At 66.7% G+C, this 17,640-nt stretch carries 19 protein-coding genes; 12 read left to right on the forward strand and 7 right to left on the reverse strand.

The features are described 5' to 3' along the window. Window positions 1-73: 73 nt before the first annotated feature. Genes AWC12_RS05025 through AWC12_RS05035 form a run of 3 tightly spaced genes read right to left on the reverse strand, consistent with a single transcriptional unit; the run spans window position 74 to window position 2,910 of the window. On the reverse strand, window positions 74-1,162 hold the full coding sequence (locus tag AWC12_RS05025; RefSeq protein ID WP_085172739.1) for an adenosine deaminase: 1,089 nt from the start codon (window positions 1,160-1,162) through the stop codon (window positions 74-76). Window positions 1,163-1,171: 9 nt separating this feature from the next. Next, complete coding sequence (locus AWC12_RS05030) at window positions 1,172-2,491, reverse strand: thymidine phosphorylase (protein WP_085172741.1); 1,320 nt, start codon at window positions 2,489-2,491, stop codon at window positions 1,172-1,174. After that, window positions 2,488-2,910: a cytidine deaminase gene (locus AWC12_RS05035; RefSeq protein ID WP_085172743.1), complete on the reverse strand. Its 423-nt coding sequence runs from the start codon at window positions 2,908-2,910 to the stop codon at window positions 2,488-2,490. The genes AWC12_RS05030 and AWC12_RS05035 overlap by 4 nt, the downstream gene beginning before the upstream one ends. Before the next feature lie 217 nt (window positions 2,911-3,127). Between AWC12_RS05035 and sdhC the strand changes: the two genes are divergently transcribed. The 5 genes from sdhC to AWC12_RS05060 are packed head-to-tail and all read left to right on the forward strand — an operon-like array spanning window position 3,128 to window position 7,532. After that, entirely contained in the window at window positions 3,128-3,556 is a 429-nt protein-coding gene (gene sdhC / locus AWC12_RS05040) for a succinate dehydrogenase, cytochrome b556 subunit (protein ID WP_082909394.1), read from the forward strand. Beyond that, window positions 3,557-4,030, forward strand: a complete 474-nt coding sequence (locus tag AWC12_RS05045) for a succinate dehydrogenase hydrophobic membrane anchor subunit (protein WP_085172745.1) — start codon at window positions 3,557-3,559, stop codon at window positions 4,028-4,030. It begins immediately after the preceding gene. A 14-nt stretch (window positions 4,031-4,044) separates the two neighbouring features. Continuing rightward, window positions 4,045-5,799, forward strand: a complete 1,755-nt coding sequence (sdhA, locus tag AWC12_RS05050; protein WP_085172747.1) for a succinate dehydrogenase flavoprotein subunit — start codon at window positions 4,045-4,047, stop codon at window positions 5,797-5,799. Between the two features lie 40 nt (window positions 5,800-5,839). Next, complete coding sequence (locus AWC12_RS05055) at window positions 5,840-6,622, forward strand: succinate dehydrogenase iron-sulfur subunit (protein WP_024448951.1); 783 nt, start codon at window positions 5,840-5,842, stop codon at window positions 6,620-6,622. Window position 6,623: 1 nt separating this feature from the next. Next, entirely contained in the window at window positions 6,624-7,532 is a 909-nt protein-coding gene (locus AWC12_RS05060) for an alpha/beta hydrolase (RefSeq protein WP_085172749.1), read from the forward strand. Here AWC12_RS05060 and AWC12_RS05065 read toward each other — a convergent pair. Then, window positions 7,529-8,395, reverse strand: coding sequence for an alpha/beta fold hydrolase (locus AWC12_RS05065; protein WP_085172751.1), 867 nt, complete (start codon window positions 8,393-8,395; stop codon window positions 7,529-7,531). The two genes, AWC12_RS05060 and AWC12_RS05065, sit on opposite strands and share 4 nt — an antisense overlap. Before the next feature lie 86 nt (window positions 8,396-8,481). On the opposite strand from AWC12_RS05065, the gene AWC12_RS05070 reads away from it, so the two are divergent. Further along, window positions 8,482-8,985, forward strand: coding sequence for a CGNR zinc finger domain-containing protein (locus AWC12_RS05070; RefSeq protein WP_085172753.1), 504 nt, complete (start codon window positions 8,482-8,484; stop codon window positions 8,983-8,985). A gap of 4 nt (window positions 8,986-8,989) precedes the next feature. On the opposite strand, the gene AWC12_RS05075 is transcribed toward AWC12_RS05070, so the two are convergent. Beyond that, a complete protein-coding gene (locus tag AWC12_RS05075; RefSeq protein WP_085172755.1) occupies window positions 8,990-10,156 on the reverse strand; it encodes an AI-2E family transporter in 1,167 nt (388 codons plus the stop codon). Window positions 10,157-10,356: 200 nt separating this feature from the next. On the opposite strand from AWC12_RS05075, the gene AWC12_RS31975 reads away from it, so the two are divergent. From AWC12_RS31975 to AWC12_RS05090, 3 genes are read left to right on the forward strand one after another with little or no spacing between them, the layout of a single operon-like run. Then, a complete protein-coding gene (locus AWC12_RS31975) occupies window positions 10,357-10,737 on the forward strand; it encodes a CsbD family protein (RefSeq protein WP_085172757.1) in 381 nt (126 codons plus the stop codon). 55 nt (window positions 10,738-10,792) lie between these two features. Next, entirely contained in the window at window positions 10,793-11,368 is a 576-nt protein-coding gene (locus AWC12_RS05085; RefSeq protein WP_085172759.1) for a carboxymuconolactone decarboxylase family protein, read from the forward strand. A gap of 43 nt (window positions 11,369-11,411) precedes the next feature. Further along, window positions 11,412-12,002: a TetR/AcrR family transcriptional regulator gene (locus AWC12_RS05090; RefSeq protein ID WP_085172761.1), complete on the forward strand. Its 591-nt coding sequence runs from the start codon at window positions 11,412-11,414 to the stop codon at window positions 12,000-12,002. On the opposite strand, the gene AWC12_RS05095 is transcribed toward AWC12_RS05090, so the two are convergent. Continuing rightward, complete coding sequence (locus AWC12_RS05095) at window positions 11,973-12,959, reverse strand: NAD-dependent epimerase/dehydratase family protein (protein ID WP_085172762.1); 987 nt, start codon at window positions 12,957-12,959, stop codon at window positions 11,973-11,975. The two genes, AWC12_RS05090 and AWC12_RS05095, sit on opposite strands and share 30 nt — an antisense overlap. Window positions 12,960-12,994: 35 nt before the next feature. Between AWC12_RS05095 and AWC12_RS05100 the strand changes: the two genes are divergently transcribed. Beyond that, window positions 12,995-14,164, forward strand: coding sequence for an NADH:flavin oxidoreductase (locus AWC12_RS05100; protein ID WP_085172763.1), 1,170 nt, complete (start codon window positions 12,995-12,997; stop codon window positions 14,162-14,164). On the opposite strand, the gene AWC12_RS05105 is transcribed toward AWC12_RS05100, so the two are convergent. After that, window positions 14,150-15,046 (reverse strand): sigma-70 family RNA polymerase sigma factor, encoded by an 897-nt coding sequence (locus AWC12_RS05105; RefSeq protein WP_024448962.1) that lies wholly within the window; start codon window positions 15,044-15,046, stop codon window positions 14,150-14,152. The genes AWC12_RS05100 and AWC12_RS05105 overlap by 15 nt on opposite strands. Window positions 15,047-15,169: 123 nt before the next feature. Here AWC12_RS05105 and AWC12_RS05110 point away from each other — a divergent pair, with 123 nt between their 5' ends. Both AWC12_RS05110 and AWC12_RS05115 read left to right on the forward strand, forming a co-directional pair. Continuing rightward, window positions 15,170-16,681 (forward strand): APC family permease, encoded by a 1,512-nt coding sequence (locus AWC12_RS05110; protein ID WP_085172764.1) that lies wholly within the window; start codon window positions 15,170-15,172, stop codon window positions 16,679-16,681. Between the two features lie 15 nt (window positions 16,682-16,696). Further along, on the forward strand, window positions 16,697-17,560 hold the full coding sequence (locus AWC12_RS05115) for a universal stress protein (protein ID WP_085172766.1): 864 nt from the start codon (window positions 16,697-16,699) through the stop codon (window positions 17,558-17,560). Window positions 17,561-17,640 lie beyond the last annotated feature (80 nt).

Genomic DNA, 17,640 nt, shown 5'->3' on the forward strand with positions numbered 1-17,640 from the left:
ACCACCGCGGCCACACCGCACTCGGCGGTCAACCACCAGCCAGCCGCGTACCTAACCTCTCAGGTCAGTACAACTAGCCGACCAGCACGGCGTAGCGGGGCTTGATCACCTCGTCGATGATCGCCAGCCGCTCGTCGAAGGAGATGAACGCCGACTTCATTGCGTTGATCGTGAAGCGCTGCAGATCACTCCACCCGTAACCGAACGCCTCGACCAGACGCAGCATCTCCTGGCTCATCGTGGTGTCGCTCATCAGCCGGTTGTCGGTGTTCACGGTGACCCGGAACCGCAACTTCGCGAGCAGCGCGAACGGATGCTCGGCGATGCTGGCGACGGCTCCGGTCTGCACATTGCTGCTGGGGCACAGCTCCAGCGGAATCCGCTTGTCCCGCAACAGGGACGCCAGCCGGCCGAGCGTCGCATCCCCGTCGTCGTTGACGACGATGTCGTCGACGATGCGCACGCCATGGCCGAGACGGTCGGCGCCACAGAACGCGATCGCCTCGTGGATGGACGGCAGGCCGAACGCCTCGCCCGCGTGAATGGTGAAGCGCGCGTTGTTGCCTCGCATGTACTCGAACGCGTCGAGGTGACGGGTGGGCGGGTAGCCCGCCTCGGCGCCCGCGATGTCGAAGCCGACAACGCCCTTGTCCCGGAACCTGATCGCCAGCTCGGCGATCTCCCGCGACCTCGCTGCGTGCCTCATCGCCGTCACCAGACAGCGGACCGTGATGGAGCGCCCCTCCGACGCGGCGGCCTTCTCCCCGTCGGCGAAGCCGGCCAGCACCGCGTCGACGACGGCATCCAGCGACAGTCCGCCGTCAATGTGCAGTTCCGGCGCGAACCGGACCTCTGCGTAGACGACGTGGTCGGCGGCCAGGTCTTCGACGCACTCCCGCGCAACCCGGTGCAGCGCATCCGCGTTCTGCATGACGCCGACGGTGTGTGCGAACGGCTCCAGGTAGCGCACCAGCGACCCGCTGTGCGCGGCGGTGCGGAAGAACGTCGCCAGACCGTCCGCGTCGGTGACGGGCAGCTCGCGATACCCGTACTGCTCGGCAAGGTCGAGAACCGTCGACGGCCGCAGACCCCCGTCCAGGTGGTCGTGCAGCAACGCCTTCGGTGCCTGCCTGATGTTGTCGAGAGTGAGCGGTGTCTTCACTGATCCCCCTCAGATGGTGATCCGGTCGATGATGAGCGGCCGCACCGGTGGCGCCGACGGGCCGACGCTCCACGCGCCGTCGAGTTCGCGCAGCGCGGGCATGAGACGCTCCGGTGTATCGGTGTACAACGTGAACAGCGGTTCGCCTGCGGTGACGGGTTCGCCGGGCCTGCGATGGATGCGGATCCCCGCGCCGAATTGCACCTGCTCGCCAGGGACCGAGCGGCCTGCCCCCAGCCGCCACACCGCCAGTCCCACCGCCATCGCGTCGATGTCTCCCATCGTGCCACCATGGGCGGCGTTGACGGTTTCGGTCTGCGAACCCAGAGGCAGCGCAGCGGTCGCGTCTCCACCTTGCGCGGCGACCAGTGCGCGGAAGCGATCCATCGCGGTCCCGTCGCGAAGCGTCGCCGCGGGATCGACCTCGTCCAAACCGGCGGCGTCACACATTTCACGCGCCAGTGCCAGCGTCAACTCCACCACGTCGGCTGGTCCGCCACCGGCGAGCACCTCCAGGGATTCGACGACCTCGATGGCGTTGCCCACCGTGCGCCCCAGAGGCACGTGCATGTCGGTGAGCAACGCCCGCGTGTCGACGCCGTACTCGGTGCCGAGTTCGACCATGGTGCGCGCAAGCTCGCGCGACTCCGCCTCGGTGTCGAGAAATGCTCCCGAGCCGACCTTCGAGTCGAGCACCAAAGCCCGAGTGCCTTCGGCGATCTTCTTGCTCATCACCGAACTCGCGATCAACGGCAACGACTCCGTTGTTGCGGTGACGTCGCGTAAGGCATAGATCTTGCGATCGGCCGGCGCGAGCTCACCGGCAGCGAAGATCGCCGCGCCGAGGTCGCAGAGTTGTTGGCGTATCTGAGATTTCGCGATCTCGGCGGTGAAGCCCGGGATGGATTCCAGTTTGTCGAGTGTGCCGCCGGTGTGACCGAGCCCGCGCCCGGCCGCCTGCGGCACCGCGCCTCCGCAGGCCATCACGATCGGCACCAGGGGGATCGTGATCTTGTCGCCGACCCCGCCGGTGGAGTGCTTGTCGACCAGCGCGAGGGGTTTGCCGCCGCGGCGGAGGTCGCTGAAGTCGAGCCGCTCCCCCGAGGCGATCATCGCCGCCGTCCAGCGGGCGATCTCGCCGTTGGTCATGCCGCGCAGGAAGATCGCCATCAGTAGGGCTGACATCTGTGCATCGGCGACACGACCATGGGTATAGGCGTCGATCACCCAGTCGATCGCCGCATCGGACAGCACCCCGCCGTCGCGCTTGGTCCGGATGATGGACGGAGCATCGAGATGCGACACGGGTGCCGCGGCGTCGAACGTCATGGGGTCTCGTCGAGGGGATGACGGTTCCGGTTGAGGTCGTCGGGCCCGAACGCATCGGGCAGAAGCTCGCGCAGTGGTTTGGGGCCCTGCGGGTGGTCGATCAAAAGCTCGCCTCCCCCGTGCTCGAGGAGCACCTGCCGGCACCGGCCGCACGGCATCAGAACGTTGCCGTCAGGGCCCACGCAGGACAGCGCGACCAGGCGCCCGCCGCCCCCGGAATGTAGGGCACAAACCACTGCGCACTCGGCACAGAGACCTACGCCATATGAGACATTTTCCACATTGCATCCGGCCACGATCCGGTCATCGTCGACCAGTGCCGCCGCCCCCACCCGGAAGCGCGAGTACGGCGCATAGGCGTTGGCCGAAACGTCAATAGCCTTGCGGCGCAACACTTTCCAGTCGATATCGGTCGTCATGACATACCGCCCGGAGGCATTCTGAATGCATTCCGAACCCGCAGCGAAGAACCACGAAGTTGCAGATAGGGCACCCTAACTCGGTGTTCATTCGGTGACATATCGCCACACGCTAGTTCGTTGAGGAGTACGAAGGGGATTAGAGTCGCCCCGAGGTTTGGGGGCCGGTAAGCAACACCGTGTTCGCAAGCCTCCACCGATGCCGTTGGAGGGACCTATGAGTACGGCAACACCAGCCGATACCGATGTGCCGGCACCGCGCTCGAAGCCGGCGCGCCGCCGCACGTTCTACCGTGGCGACCCGGGCATGTGGTCGTGGGTACTGCACCGCATCTCGGGTGCGACGATCTTCTTCTTCCTCTTCGTGCACGTGCTCGACACTGCCCTCGTGCGCGTGAGCCCACAGGCTTACAACGAGATCATCGAGACCTACAAGACGCCGATCATCGGGCTCATGGAGATCGGACTCGTCGCCGCCGTTCTCTACCACGCGCTCAACGGCATCCGGATCATCCTCGTCGACTTCTGGTCCGAGGGTCCCCGGCACCAGCGCACGATGCTCTGGGTCGTGGCCGGCGTCTTCCTCGCGGTGTTCATCACCTCGTTGGGAATCATCGGCATGCACATGGCGGAGAGGTTTCTGTAGATGCCTGAGAATCCGTACGACCACATCACCGATCGCGGCGGTCCGGCGCCCGTCATGCAGCGCAGCTACGACCGCCCGCCCGGACTGGACAACCCGCGCGCCCCGCGCCGCGCCGGTGGCATGCCGAACTTCGAGAAGTACGCCTGGCTGTTCATGCGGTTCTCGGGCATCGTGCTCGTGTTCCTGGCCCTGGGCCACCTCTTCATCATGTTGCTCTGGGAAGACGGTGTGTACCGCATCGACTTCAACTACGTCGCCGAGCGGTGGTCCTCGCCGTTCTGGCAGACGTGGGATCTGCTGCTGCTGTGGCTGGCCCAGCTGCACGGCGGCAACGGCATGCGCACGATCATCGCCGACTACACCCGCAAGGACTCCACCAAGTTCTGGCTGAACACTCTGCTGGCGCTGTCCATGGCGTTCACGCTGGTGCTCGGGACCTACGTCCTGCTGACGTTCGACGCGTCGATTTCCTGAGAAGGAGAAGCCCAATGATTGTTGAACACCGCTACGACGTCGTGATCGTCGGCGCCGGTGGAGCGGGCATGCGAGCGGCCGTCGAATCCGGGCCGCGCGCCCGGACCGCGGTGCTGACCAAGCTCTACCCGACCCGCTCTCACACCGGTGCCGCTCAGGGTGGCATGTGTGCCGCGCTGGCCAACGTCGAGGAAGACAACTGGGAGTGGCACACCTTCGACACCGTCAAGGGTGGTGACTACCTGGCCGACCAGGACGCCGTCGAGATCATGGCCAAAGAAGCCATCGACGCGGTGCTCGACCTGGAGAAGATGGGGATGCCGTTCAACCGCACCCCCGAGGGCCGCATCGACCAGCGCCGTTTCGGTGGCCACACCCGCGATCACGGCAAAGCGCCCGTGCGCCGCGCCTGCTACGCCGCCGACCGCACCGGCCACATGATCCTGCAGACGCTGTACCAAAACTGCGTCAAGCACGACGTCGAATTCTTCAACGAGTACTACGCCCTCGACATCGCGCTGACCGAGACGTCGTCGGGCCCCGTGGCCACGGGTGTGATCGCCTATGAACTCGCGACAGGTGACATCCACGTCTTCCACGCCAAGGCGATTGTCTTCGCCACCGGCGGTTCAGGCCGGATGTACAAGACCACCTCGAACGCGCACACGCTGACCGGCGACGGGCTGGGCATCATCTTCCGCAAGGGACTTCCCCTGGAAGACATGGAGTTTCACCAGTTCCACCCGACGGGCCTGGCCGGCCTGGGCATCCTGATCTCCGAGGCCGTGCGCGGCGAGGGCGGGCGACTGCTCAACGGAGAGGGCGAGCGCTTCATGGAGCGCTACGCACCCACCATCGTCGACCTGGCTCCGCGCGACATCGTGGCGCGCTCGATGGTTCTCGAGGTGCTCGAAGGCCGCGGCGCCGGCCCCAACAAGGACTACGTCTACATCGACGTGCGGCACCTCGGCGAGGACGTGCTCGAAGCCAAGCTGCCCGACATCACCGAGTTCGCCCGCACGTACCTCGGCGTGGATCCGGTCAAGGAGCTGGTCCCCGTCTACCCGACGTGCCACTACGTCATGGGCGGAATCCCGACAACCGTCAACGGCCAGGTTCTGCGCGACAACACCACCGTCATTCCCGGTCTCTACGCCGCAGGAGAGTGCGCGTGCGTGTCGGTGCACGGGGCGAACCGGTTGGGTACCAACTCGCTGCTCGATATCAACGTGTTCGGACGCCGCGCCGGTATCGCCGCCGCGAACTACGCACTGGGACACGACTTCGTTGAACTTCCGGAGAACCCCGCCGAGATGGTGGTCGGCTGGGTCGGGGACATCCTCTCCGAGCACGGCAACGAGCGGGTGGCCGACATCCGCGGCGCGCTGCAGCAGTCGATGGACAACAACGCCGCGGTGTTCCGCACCGAGGAGACCCTCAAGCAGGCGCTGACCGACATCCACGCCCTCAAGGAGCGGTACTCCCGAATCACGGTGCAGGACAAGGGGAAGCGCTACAACAGCGATCTGCTCGAGGCGATCGAGCTGGGCTTCCTGCTCGAGCTCGCCGAGGTCACCGTCGTCGGGGCGCTCAAGCGCAAGGAGTCTCGCGGCGGACACGCCCGCGAGGACTACCCCAACCGCGACGACACCAACTACATGCGCCACACGATGGCCTACAAGGAAGGCTCCGACCTTCTGAGCGACATCCGGTTGGACTACAAGCCCGTGGTCCAAACGCGGTACGAGCCAATGGAACGGAAGTACTGACCCTCATGACTTCCGACGAGCGCTTGCGCGAGGAGACGAGATGACCTCCGTTTTGGAGAAGCCCGGCACCGGCGATTCCGAGCTGCCGCCCGTGCCAGAGGGCGCGGTGATGGTGACCCTGAAGATCGCCCGCTTCAACCCTGAGTCGCCTGACGACGCCGGGTGGCAGAGCTTCCGCGTGCCGTGCCTGCCGTCGGACCGCCTGCTCAATCTGCTGCACTACGTGAAGTGGTACCTGGACGGGACGTTGACGTTCCGCCGGTCCTGCGCGCACGGCGTGTGCGGATCCGATGCCATGCGCATCAACGGCGTGAACCGGCTGGCGTGCAAGGTGCTGATGCGCGACATGCTGCCGAAGAACCCGAAGAAGCAGTTGACGATCACGATCGAGCCGATCCGCGGACTGCCGGTGGAGAAGGACCTCGTCGTCGACATGGAGCCGTTCTTCGACGCGTTCCGCGCCATCAAGCCGTATCTGATCACATCGGGCAATCAGCCTACGCGCGAACGTATTCAGAGCCAGACCGACCGGGCCCGCTACGACGACACCACCAAGTGCATCCTGTGCGCGTGCTGCACGACGTCGTGTCCGGTGTACTGGAGCGAAGGGTCCTACTTCGGCCCCGCGGCGATCGTCAACGCGCACCGGTTCATCTTCGACTCGCGTGACGAAGGCGCCGCCGAGCGGCTCGACATCCTCAACGAGGTCGACGGCGTCTGGCGCTGCCGCACGACGTTCAACTGCACCGAAGCCTGCCCACGCGGCATCCAGGTGACCAAGGCGATCCAGGAAGTCAAGCGCGCGTTGATGTTCGCGCGCTAGCGTGTCGCTGCTGTCCTGGCAACCCGTCGCCGACACGGCGGCGCGGCTGTTCGCACTGACCGTCAACCCGGCGCCGAAGCCGGCCGTTCGGTTTCCTGACATCGAAGGCATCGTCGAGAGCGACACCGTCGCCACCCGGCACGGACCCACCCCGGTCACGATCTACCGTCCGCCCACGTCCACCGGCCGCCCCGCCGTCTACGTCAACATTCACGGCGGCGGCTTCGTCGTCGGCCATCCCGAGCAGGACGACCCGTGGTGCCGGTATCTCGCCGCCCACGCCGGCGTGGTCGTCGTCAACGTCGACTATGTCCTGGCCCCCGCTCGCCGTTTTCCGGCCGCGGCGGAGCAGGTGTTCGACGTGGTCCGCTGGGCCAGCGCCGCCGAACGCGACTGGGACGGCAGCCGGCTCTGCGTCGGCGGCCAGAGCGCGGGCGGCAACCTGTCAGCGGCGGTCTCGCGGATGGCGCTGGAAGCCGGCGGACCGCGTATCTCTGCGCAGGTGTTGCACTATGCCCCATTGGATTTGGTGACGCCCACATCGGAGAAGAAGTCTCCGATCGGCTCCCGCGCGATCCTGACGCCATGGATGGGTGAGGTCTTCGACACCGCCTACCTTCCGCGCCGCGAGGACCGGGAGCACCGATTCGCCTCGCCCGCTTGGGGATCGAATGCCGACGACATCTCCGGCATCGCGCCCGCGATCGTCGTCACCACCGAGTACGACCGGTTGCGCGACGAAGGCGTGCGCTACGCCGCGAAGCTCGACGAGGTCGGCGCGCTGATGCGCCACTACGACGTGGCGGGCGTCGACCACGGCTACAACATCATGAGCGACGACGTCGACACCACGCGGCGGATGTACGACGCACTGGTAGCCGACGTCGTCGCGGCCACCGCTCCCGCTTAACGGTTGCGGCGTGCCAGGAAGTCGCGAATCAGATCCGTGACGGCGTTGAAGTCGCTCTCCAGCAGGAAATGGCCGCCGTCGCGAAGGTGGATCTCCGCGTCCACCGCGTCCTGGGCGAAGGCCCTCGCGCCATCGGGCCCGAAGAACGGATCCTTGTCGCCCCAGACGGCCAACAGCGGAACGCCGCTGGCCCGCAGGTAGTCGTGCAGCGCGGGATAGAGCTTCGGGTTGGTGGCGTAGTCGAGAAACAACTTCAACTGGATCTTGTCGTTGCCCGGCCGCGACAGCAGCGCATAGTCGTGATGCCACGTGTCGGGGCTGACCACGGACTCGTCGGGAACACCGGCGACGTACTGCATCTTCGTCGTCTCGAAGGTCAGGATCTGCCGCAGCGCCGACTCGGTCTCCGGCGTCTGCTCCCGCTGATAATCCCAGGCCGGCTGCCAGCCGTCGGCGACGAATCCCGCCTCGTACCCGTTGCCGTTCTGCGTGATGATGGCCGTGATCGCCTCCGGGTCCCGCAGAGCGAGGCGCCAGCCCACGGGCGCGCCGTAGTCCTGGACGTAGATCGCATAGCGCGACACCCCGAGTTGGGTCAGCAGATCGGCGACATGGTCGGCCAGGGCGTCAAAGGTGTAGTCGAACTCGTCGACTGTCGGGGCGTCGGAATAGCCGAAGCCGAGATAGTCGGGGGCGATCACGCGATACCGGTCGGCCAGCGCCGGGATCAGGTTGCGGAACATGAACGAGCTGGTCGGGAACCCGTGCAGGAGCACGACGACGGGCGCATCGAGGGCGCCCGCTTCCCGATAGAAGACCTGACGGCCGCGGACAGTGGCGTAGCGATGGTGAACCTCGAGCACGACTAACTCCTATAAGTAGTTTTGATGGTTATAGGCAGTTAACCGCGTCGTTGTGTAACCTGTCAACAGTCTTTTGGAGGTTAGTTATGGAGCTTCGTGTCACCACCGCGTCCGACGAGGCATTCCTGCTCGATCTGCTCAACACCACGCCGGTCGTCGACGGCGTGCCGACCGATGCACTGCCTGACCTCGCCACGTCCGCCGACTGGTTGGCCGCCCACGGGGTGCCTGTGCGCACCCAGGAGTGGGCGGCGCTGGTCGAAGCCAGAGCCGCATTGCAGGCGGTGGTTCGCGGCGACGCGTCGCCCGCGGTTCTTCAGCCGTTCGTGACCGACGTCGTCGTGACACCGACCGTCGGCGACGACGGGGTGACATGGCAGCCGCGCGGGATGGAAGGGGCTGCGCGGGCGGTGCTGGCCTGGGACGGACTGCGGGTGCACAGCCCCGGCCGGCTACGTCCGTGTGCGAACACCGATTGCCACCTGTTCTTGATCGACAGGAGCAAGCCGAACACCGCCCGGTGGTGCTCGATGGCGATCTGCGGCAACCGGATGAAGGCCCGCAGGCACTATCACCGTTCCCGCGGCTAGGGCCTCACTCGCCCTTCTTCGGGTCCGCGACGCCTGCGGGGTCGGGTTCGTCCTCGGCAGGCTCGGGAGGCTCGGGCTCGGTGCCCTCGCCTGTCCGTTCGGCGACCTGCTCGTCGTAGTAGCGGATGACGACCGCCAGCGCCGCGGCGACCGGGACGGCCAGAAAAGCACCGATGACGCCGAACGCCGACGCGCCCAGCGTCACGGCCAGCAGCACGAGCACGGCGTGCAATTTCATCGACTTCGACTGCAACCACGGCTGCAGGACATTGCCCTCGAGCTGCTGTACGGCCAGGATGATCCCCAACACGATCAGCGCCGTCACCGGACCGTTGGCAACCAGAGCGACCAGCACCGCCAGACCGCCGGCGACAAAGGCACCGACGATCGGCACGAAGCCACCGATGAACGTGATGACCGCCAGCGCGTAGGCCAACGGCACACCGAGGATGACCAGCCCGATGCCGATGAGCACCGCATCGACGAGGCTGACCAGGGCCTGCGTGCGAATGAAACCACCCAGCGTCGTCCACATCCGCTCCAGCACAGCGGCCAGATGCGGCGCCGCGGGATGCCCTGCCGCGCGCCGCAGCCACGGAATGAAGCCGGGCCCGTCCTTGAGCAGGAAGAAGGTGACGACCACAGCGGTGAAGAAGGTCACCAGCGCCGAGGTCGCAGCGCCGACGCCGGTGAACACTCCCGACGCGATCTGCGCGCTACTGGAGTTGAGTCGGTCGGTGATGGCGGCGACCGCCGAATTGAGTTGCGCCTCACTGATGTTCAGCGGAGGTCCACCCAGCCAGTCCCTGACTTTGACGACGCCCGCGCTAGCTTGCTCGGCCAGTTCGGTGGATTGCTCGACGATCGCCGGGGCGATCGCGGCGACCACTCCGCCGACGACGCCCAGGGCCACCAGCAGCGCCAGCAGAACCGCCGCGGCCGGGGGCACCCCCTTGTTGCGCAGCCACCGCACCGGCGGCCACAGCACGGTACACACGATGAGTGCCAGCGCCACCGGCAGAAGAATCACCCAGGTCTCACCGACCACCCATGCCAGCACCCACAGCGCCGCGGCGATGGCAAGGAACTGCACCGCCACGACGGCACTGGACCGCAGGTGGCTGGCGTAGACCGCACCGCGGCCGGGCAACGTGCTCGATCTGTCGTCCACGCTTCCTTCGTACCCCGCGGCGGCCGTTTCACGTGTGCACCGCGCGCCAAACGGGCCGATCTGTCAGGTGAGCTGCCCATCCCCGCCGTGCGACAGGTCACAGCTGCGCCGCGTTCGGTTTCGGCCGTTCGTCACGTCGGTACATACAACCGACCAACATCCGTCCCGCATACCAGGGACGGCGCAAAGGAGACACGACGATGGGTGAACTGTCCAACGGTGCCGAGAAGCTGACCGGAGCCGCCAAGGAAGCCGCCGGCAAAGCCCTCCAGGACGACCAGCTGCAGACCGAGGGCAAAGCCGATCAGGTCAAGTCCGATGTCACCAAGGCAGTCGACGACGCCAAGGAGGTGGCGGCCGAGAAGGCGCAGGACGTCAAGCAGACCATCAGCAGCACCGCCGACGATCTTGCCGCCAAGGCCGACAGCGTCAACGGCAAGGGTGTGGCCTTCGGCATCGGGGCCGCGGCCCTCGCTGTGGGAGCTGTCTGGGTCGCCTATCGGGTGGCCAAGGCGTCGGCGAAGCGCCATCCGGCCGTCCGGGTCGCGCGGTCGGCGGTGCACGCAGTCCGCGAGCGCTGAGCCCGGCGGTGCGGCGCGGCTGTCACATTCGGCCGCGCTGCGCCGTCTCATGGGTATGACGCCAACACGCATCGCACCCGTACCCCCGCAACGCGCATCGCTGATGACCCGGCTGATGTGGCGCTACGCCAAACGCCGTTTCGGCGAAGTACCGGAACCGTTCGCGATCTACGCCCACCATCCCGGTGTGATGATCGCGGGTGCCATGCACGAGGGCATGCTGGAACGGGCCTCCACCGAGTTGCCGGCCAGCGTGCGCGAACTGGCCGTCTACTGGGTTGCCCGGCAGATCGGCTGCTCGTGGTGCGTCGACTTCGGGGCGATGCTGATGCGCCTGGACGGCCTGGACATGGCCCGGCTCAAAGACATTGACGACTACGCGACCTCCCCGAACTTCTCCGACGACGAGCGCGCCGCCATCGCCTACGCGGCGGCGATGACGACAGACCCGCACACCGTGACTGACGAACAGGTCGACGATCTTCGCCGCCGGTTCGGGGACAAGGGCGTGATGGAGCTGACCTACCAGATCGGTGTGGAGAACATGCGGGCCCGGATGAACGCCGCGCTGGGGATCACCGAGCAGGGCTTCAATTCGGGCGATGCCTGCCGGGTGCCCTGGCGTACCTGACGCCGGTGCCTGGACTCCGGGTGAATGCGGTTGAATCGACCTGATGAGTGAGGACGAAACCCGCACCGGTGGACGGCCGCGCGACGCCTCGATCGATCAGAAAGTGCTGTCGGCGACGCGCGAACTGCTCATGGAGGTCGGGTGGGACGAGCTCAGCGTGCGCATGGTCGCCACGCGGGCAGGTGTCGGCCGCGCGAGCCTCGCCCGGCGCTGGAACTCGAAGGCCGAACTGGTGTTGCACGCGATCCTCGGTGAATCCCCTGACCTCTCACCGTTCTCGGGAACCGACCTCGCCGGCTGGATCGACTGGGTCGTGCGGGGCAGCCACGAGCTGTTCAGCGCCCCCGACGTTCGCGAAGCAGTCCCCGGCCTGCTGCTCGCGCTTCGGGAGAACGCCGACCTGCGCAACGCTCTGTGGGCTGATTTCAGCGGCCCAGCCGTCAAACTTTTCACCGAGCACGTGGAGTCCGGCACACCTGCGCAACGCAGACGGGCCGCGTTGGATGCCAAGGCTCTACTCGTGATGGCAGCGGGCGCAGCACTTTTCATGACCAGCATCGCGGTCGAGGATGACTCCGATGCCCTGCGTAAACGCATCACCGCGCTACTGCAGGCCGGCGTGCGACGCGAATGACTCGACGATGGCGGCCTGCGGGGATCGCCATTGCAGGTCGAGGTCGCCCAAGGTGGCGCTGTCGTCGGTGGGCGTCGCCGCGGTCAGCAGGGTCATGGCTTCATAGCTCAGTCCGTCAGGCAGCGCGATGAACCGCGACAACAGATCTGCGGCGCGGGCCGCGGTCAGCAGTGCGCCCACCGGTACGCGAACGCGGCGGATCCGCCTGCCCAGGCCACGCTCGAGCGCATCGATCATCTCGTCGAACGTCAGCAGCACCCCGCCGCAGACATAGCGGCGTGGCCCCTGGCCGGGCCTCATCACCCGGGCGTGCACCTCGGCGACATCGCGAACGTCGATCATCTGCATGCCGCCACGCAGCCTCGGCGCCACGGCGTGGCGTATTAGCGGCGCCCACCCGCGTTCGGTGACCCCCGCGGCGGTGTGGAAGGGGGCGCCGACGACACTCGACGGGTAGGTGACCACCACAGGCGCACCGCCGCACTGCAATTCGCGCGCCACCCGATCGGCGTAGCTCTTCGTCTTGGCGTAGGCACTGCGTCCGTCGGCCGGAGGGGTGTCGGGCGTGATGACGCCGTTCGCGGGCGGAAACAGCGCGCTGTAACTGCTCACGGACACCACCGGATCGAGCCCGGCCTCGACGGCGCGCCGCATGATCGATTCCGCCGCATAGGCATTCACGTCCCACATCAATCGGCTTCGGCGCTCGTCGGTGCCCACCACCCCTGCCGCGTTCACCACGGCGTCGACACCTGTGAGCAGCCTGGCGATGTCAGCATCCCGTCGGACGTCTCCAACGACGATCGTCACGGATCCGAGCGCGCGCAACGCACCGATGACGGGCGCAGTGTCCTCGCCTGGTGGCACCAGCAGACGGACGTCATGCCCGGCCGTCAGCAGCCCGCGAGCGATATGGGCGCCGAGATATCCGGTCGCGCCTGTCATTGCGACGTACACGGGACGACCTCCTGTGGTGGTAAGTTACGGTGCCAATGGTATCGAAAAAGGCATTCGCCCCCGCGCGGCTGGGTCCCCTCACCCTGAAGAACCGGTTCGTCAAAGCCGCGACCTTCGAGGGAGTCATGCCGCGCGGACAGGTCACCGAGGCCCTCGTCGACTTCCACGAAGCGGTCGCCCGAGGCGGGGCGGCGATGACGACAGTCGCCTACTGCGCCGTCTCCCCCGGCGGACGGGTGCACCGGGACACCGTCGTCCTCGACGCCGACCGTGCAGCACAGCTGCGGAAAGTGACGAGCGCCGTGCACGATGCGGGCGCGTTGGCGTGCGCGCAGATCGGCCATGCCGGGCTTGTCGCCAACACGCTGTCGAACCGAACGCCGACACTCGCGCCGTCGACCCGTCTGAGCGCACCGGCCATGGGCCTGGTCAGAGGTGCCACCGGAGAGCAACTGGAATCGGTGGTCGACGACTTCGGAGCGGCGGCCGCCCGCGCCGTCGACGCCGGCTTCGACGCGATCGAAATCCACATGGGCCACGGTTATCTGCTCAGCTCGTTCTTCAGCCCCAAGCTCAACAAGCGCACGGACCGCTACGGCGGCGACGTCACCCGCCGCGCCGAGCTGGCCCGCCGCGTCGCCGAGCAGGTCCGGCGCTCCGTCGGCGAAAACGTTGCTGTCACAGCCAAGTTCAACATGGACGACGGGGTGCGCGGCGGCTTCTGGCTGACCGACAGTGTGCCGACCGCTCGGCTCCTGGAGGCCGACGGCCACCTCGATGCCCTTCAGCTGACCGGCGGAAGTTCCCTGCAGAACCCGATGTACTACTTCCGCGGAGACGTACCGATGGACGAGTTCATCGCCTCACAGCCCCGAGCCGTGGGGCTCGGTCTACGCGTCATCGGCAAGCGGCTGTTCCGGTCCTACCCCTTCGAGGAGGCGTTCTTCCTGCCACTGGCCCGGCAGTTCCGCGAGCAGCTGTCGATGCCGCTGATGCTCCTCGGCGGCATCAACCGGCTCGACACCGCGCAGCAGGCACTCGCGGAGGGTTTCGAGTTCGTGGCGATGGCGCGCGCATTGCTACGGGAGCCCGATCTGGTCAACCGATTCCGCGACGACGTGGCCGAGGAAGGTCTGTGCATTCACTGCATGAAATGCATGCCGACCGTCTACAGCGGCACGCACTGCGTGCTAGTGCAACGGTGAGCCGGTGAACTTGTCGGGGTTGGCGACGTCGTAGATCGCGACCACCCGACCGTCGCGCACCGTGAGCGCCTGGATGCGCGCCATGATGGCCGGCGCGTCGTCGGTGGCGTCCGCGCCCGGCGAATAGACCCCCAGTTCGCCGTTGACCAATCCCAGCACGCTGTTGGCCAGCAGGCGTTCCGGTCCGTACTTGGCGCCGAGGCCGAGCAGGAAGCGGGCCACCTTGTCCCGTCCGTGGATGACACGAGCCGCCGTCGGCGCTTTGCGGTTCGAATCGCCGGTGAAGGTCACGTCGGGATGCAGCAGCGACACCACGACATCCAGGTCCCCCGAGGCCATCGCCGCCAGCAGCTTGCCGACGACCTCGGCATGCTCAGGAGCTGGAGGCGGAGCCGACGACACCGCCCGCCGTGCCCGCGATGCCAGCTGACGGGCCGACTCCGGCGTCGACCCGAGAATCTCGGCGATCTCGGTGAACGGCACCGCGAAACCGTCATGCAAGACGAACGCGACCCGCTGATCCGGCGTCAGATTCTCCAGCACCACCATCGCCGCGAAGCGTGCGTCCTCGTCAGCCACCACCGCGGACAACGGGTCGTCTCTGTCCAATCCCGTCACCACAGGTTCAGGCAACCACTCGCCGACATAGGTCTCACGTCGGTGCGCCGCCGACCGCAGACGGTCCAGCGCGAGACGGCTCACCACCGTCGTCAACCATGCCTTCAAATCGTTGACCGCGGTCCCCGGATTCGCCGCCCATCTCAGCCACGCATCCTGAACAATGTCTTCAGCGTCGGCGACGGTGCCGGTGAGTCGATAGGCGACCGACAGCAGGTGCGGTCGCATCTGCTCGAACTCGCCGACGCGCGCGGTGGCGGTCATGTGTCGAGTCTAGAACCGACGGATCGGTGCTGCCTGACGGCGGAATCCGTCGCCAAGTTTCCTCCATGCAACGATTTCCGCGTACGCGGCGCATAGCCACCACCGGAACCGTATATTTCGCCCATGGCTATCACGGAGGATCCGTCGACTCCCGCGGTCGGCGCCAAGGGGTTGCAGGCGGGCGCCCTGGGTCTGGTCGGCAACGTCGTCATCGGATTGGCGGCCGTCGCACCGGCCTACAGCCTGGCGGCGACCCTGGGCTACGTCGTCCTCGGAGTCGGCGAAAAGGCTCCGTCCATGTTCGTCCTGGCGTTCATCCCGATGCTGCTCGTCGCCTTCGCCTACAAGGAGCTCTCGCAGGACACCCCCGACTGCGGCACGACATTCACCTGGGGCACGAAAGCCTTCGGGCCGTGGATCGGCTGGATCGGCGGGTGGGGGCTGGCGGTGTCAGCGATCATCGTGCTGGCCAACGTCGCCGAGGTGGCCGCCATCTACCTGTACGCGTTCCTGGGGCTCGACTCCCTCGCCGAGAGCGTGCCGGCGACGGTCGGTCTCGGGTGCTTCTTCATCATCGCCATGACGCTGCTGTCCGCACGCGGGATCGTGGTGAGCGAGCGCGTGCAGAACGTGCTCATCGCGATCCAGTTCGGCGTGCTCATCGTCGTCAGCGTGATCGCCCTGGTGCGGGTGTTCAGCGATACCGCCGGAGCCCAGGCCATCAGCCCCGAATGGTCATGGCTGTGGCCCAGCGGGCTCGACGTCTCGCAGATCGCCGCTGCCGTCATCTTGTGCATCTTCATCTACTGGGGCTGGGACGCGTGCCTGGCCGTCGGCGAGGAAACCAAGGATCCCGGCAAGACGCCGGGCATCGCCGCAGTCATCACCACGCTGATCCTGGTGTGCACCTACGTGCTGGTGGCCTACGCGCTGCAGTCGTTCGCCGGTTTCAGCGAAGTCGGCATAGGCCTGAACAACCCGAACAACACCGACGACGTGCTGACCGTGCTCGGGGAACCCGTCGCCGGGCAGATCGCCGCTTCGGCGCTGCTACTGACGGTCTCGGTGTCGGCGTTGTCCTCCACGCAGACGACCATCCTGCCCACTGCCCGCGGCATGCTGTCGATGGCGGTCTACGAGGCGATCCCGAAGCGGTTCGCCAGCGTGCATCCGCGCTACATGACCCCCGCGTTCGGCACGATTGTCATGGGCATTTCGGCGCTGTTCTTCTACCTGGTGCTCAAAACCCTGTCGGAGAACGCGCTTCTGGATTCGGTCGCCTCGCTGGGCCTGGCCGTCGCGTTCTACTACGGCATCACCGCATTTGCCTGTGTCTGGTACTTCCGCAGGACATTGTTCACCTCCGTGCGAAACCTGTTCTTCCGCGGCATCTTCCCGCTCCTCGGTGGCATCGCGATGGGCGCCGCATTCGGCATCAGCGCCAAGGACATGATCTCGCCGGACTACGGCTACACCGCGTTCGGCCCCATCGGCGGCGTGTTCGTCCTCGGAGTGGGCATGCTGGTGCTGGGCATCCCGCTGATGCTGGCGTGCTTCGCCTTCGGCACCAAACGATTCTTCCGCGGCGAGACGCTCGATGCGTCGACCGAGGTCAAAGTACTGGACAACTTCTAAAGAGAGAGTCCCGCAATGCATTTGACAGTCGGCTATCTCGCCACACCCACCGGAGACGACGGCATCGCGCTCGCCAGCGCGCTCGCCAGGACCTTCGACGCGACGGTGGACGTCGTCATCGTGGTTCGCGAAGAACTGCCCGACGGCCATCCCGGCCGCGCGGAGTATCAGCAGATGCTCGTCGCGCGCGGCGAGCAGTGGGTGGCCAAAGCCGTTGCCTCCCTTCAGGCCGACGGTGTGACGGCCGGATCCACGGTCATCGTCGGCGAGTCGTTCGCCCAGGAGCTCGTCGAGTTCGCCGAAAGCAAGTCCTCCGATCTCATCGTGGTCGGCGGAGCGCGGGACGGGTTCTTCGGCAGGCACACCATCGGTCCGGTCACCGGAGCGCTGCTGCACATCTCGTCGATCCCCGTGGCATTGGCGCCCCGCGGCTACGCCGAGGACCCGGACGAATCCATCACCGCGGTGACGGCGGCGGTGCCCACGCGACCGGGTGACGACAACCCGCTGCCGTTCACGATCACGCTCGCCAGCGCTGCGGGCCTTCGGGTCCGGATGCTGTCGCTGGTGTCAGCCGAGAACCTCGCCGAGGCCGGCAGCGCCAAGGAGGTGCGGGCATTGCAGCGTGCCGCCGCCGAGGAGAACCTCGCCGTCGCCGCCCGCGCGCTGCCCGATGCCCCGGAGATCGAGTCTCTGGTCGCCGACGGCATGACTCTGGAGTCGGCGCTGAAGAAGCTCAAATGGGACGACGGCGATCTGCTTGTGGTGGGCTCGTCGCGCTTCGCCGCGCCGCGGCGGATCTTTCTCGGGTCGACGGCCTCGCGGATTCTCGCCGGCGTCGATGTGCCGGTAATCGTGGTGCCGCGCGACGAGGAGTAGTTACGATCGCCGTTCGCGAAGGTGCAGTGACGGTAGCCCCGCGGGCCTCGCAACTACCGTGTTGGCGGTTTCGCGAGATG

Origin of the sequence: Mycolicibacterium iranicum (assembly GCF_002101705.1) — a bacterium.
Taxonomy (GTDB): Bacteria; Actinomycetota; Actinomycetes; order Mycobacteriales; family Mycobacteriaceae; genus Mycobacterium; species Mycobacterium iranicum.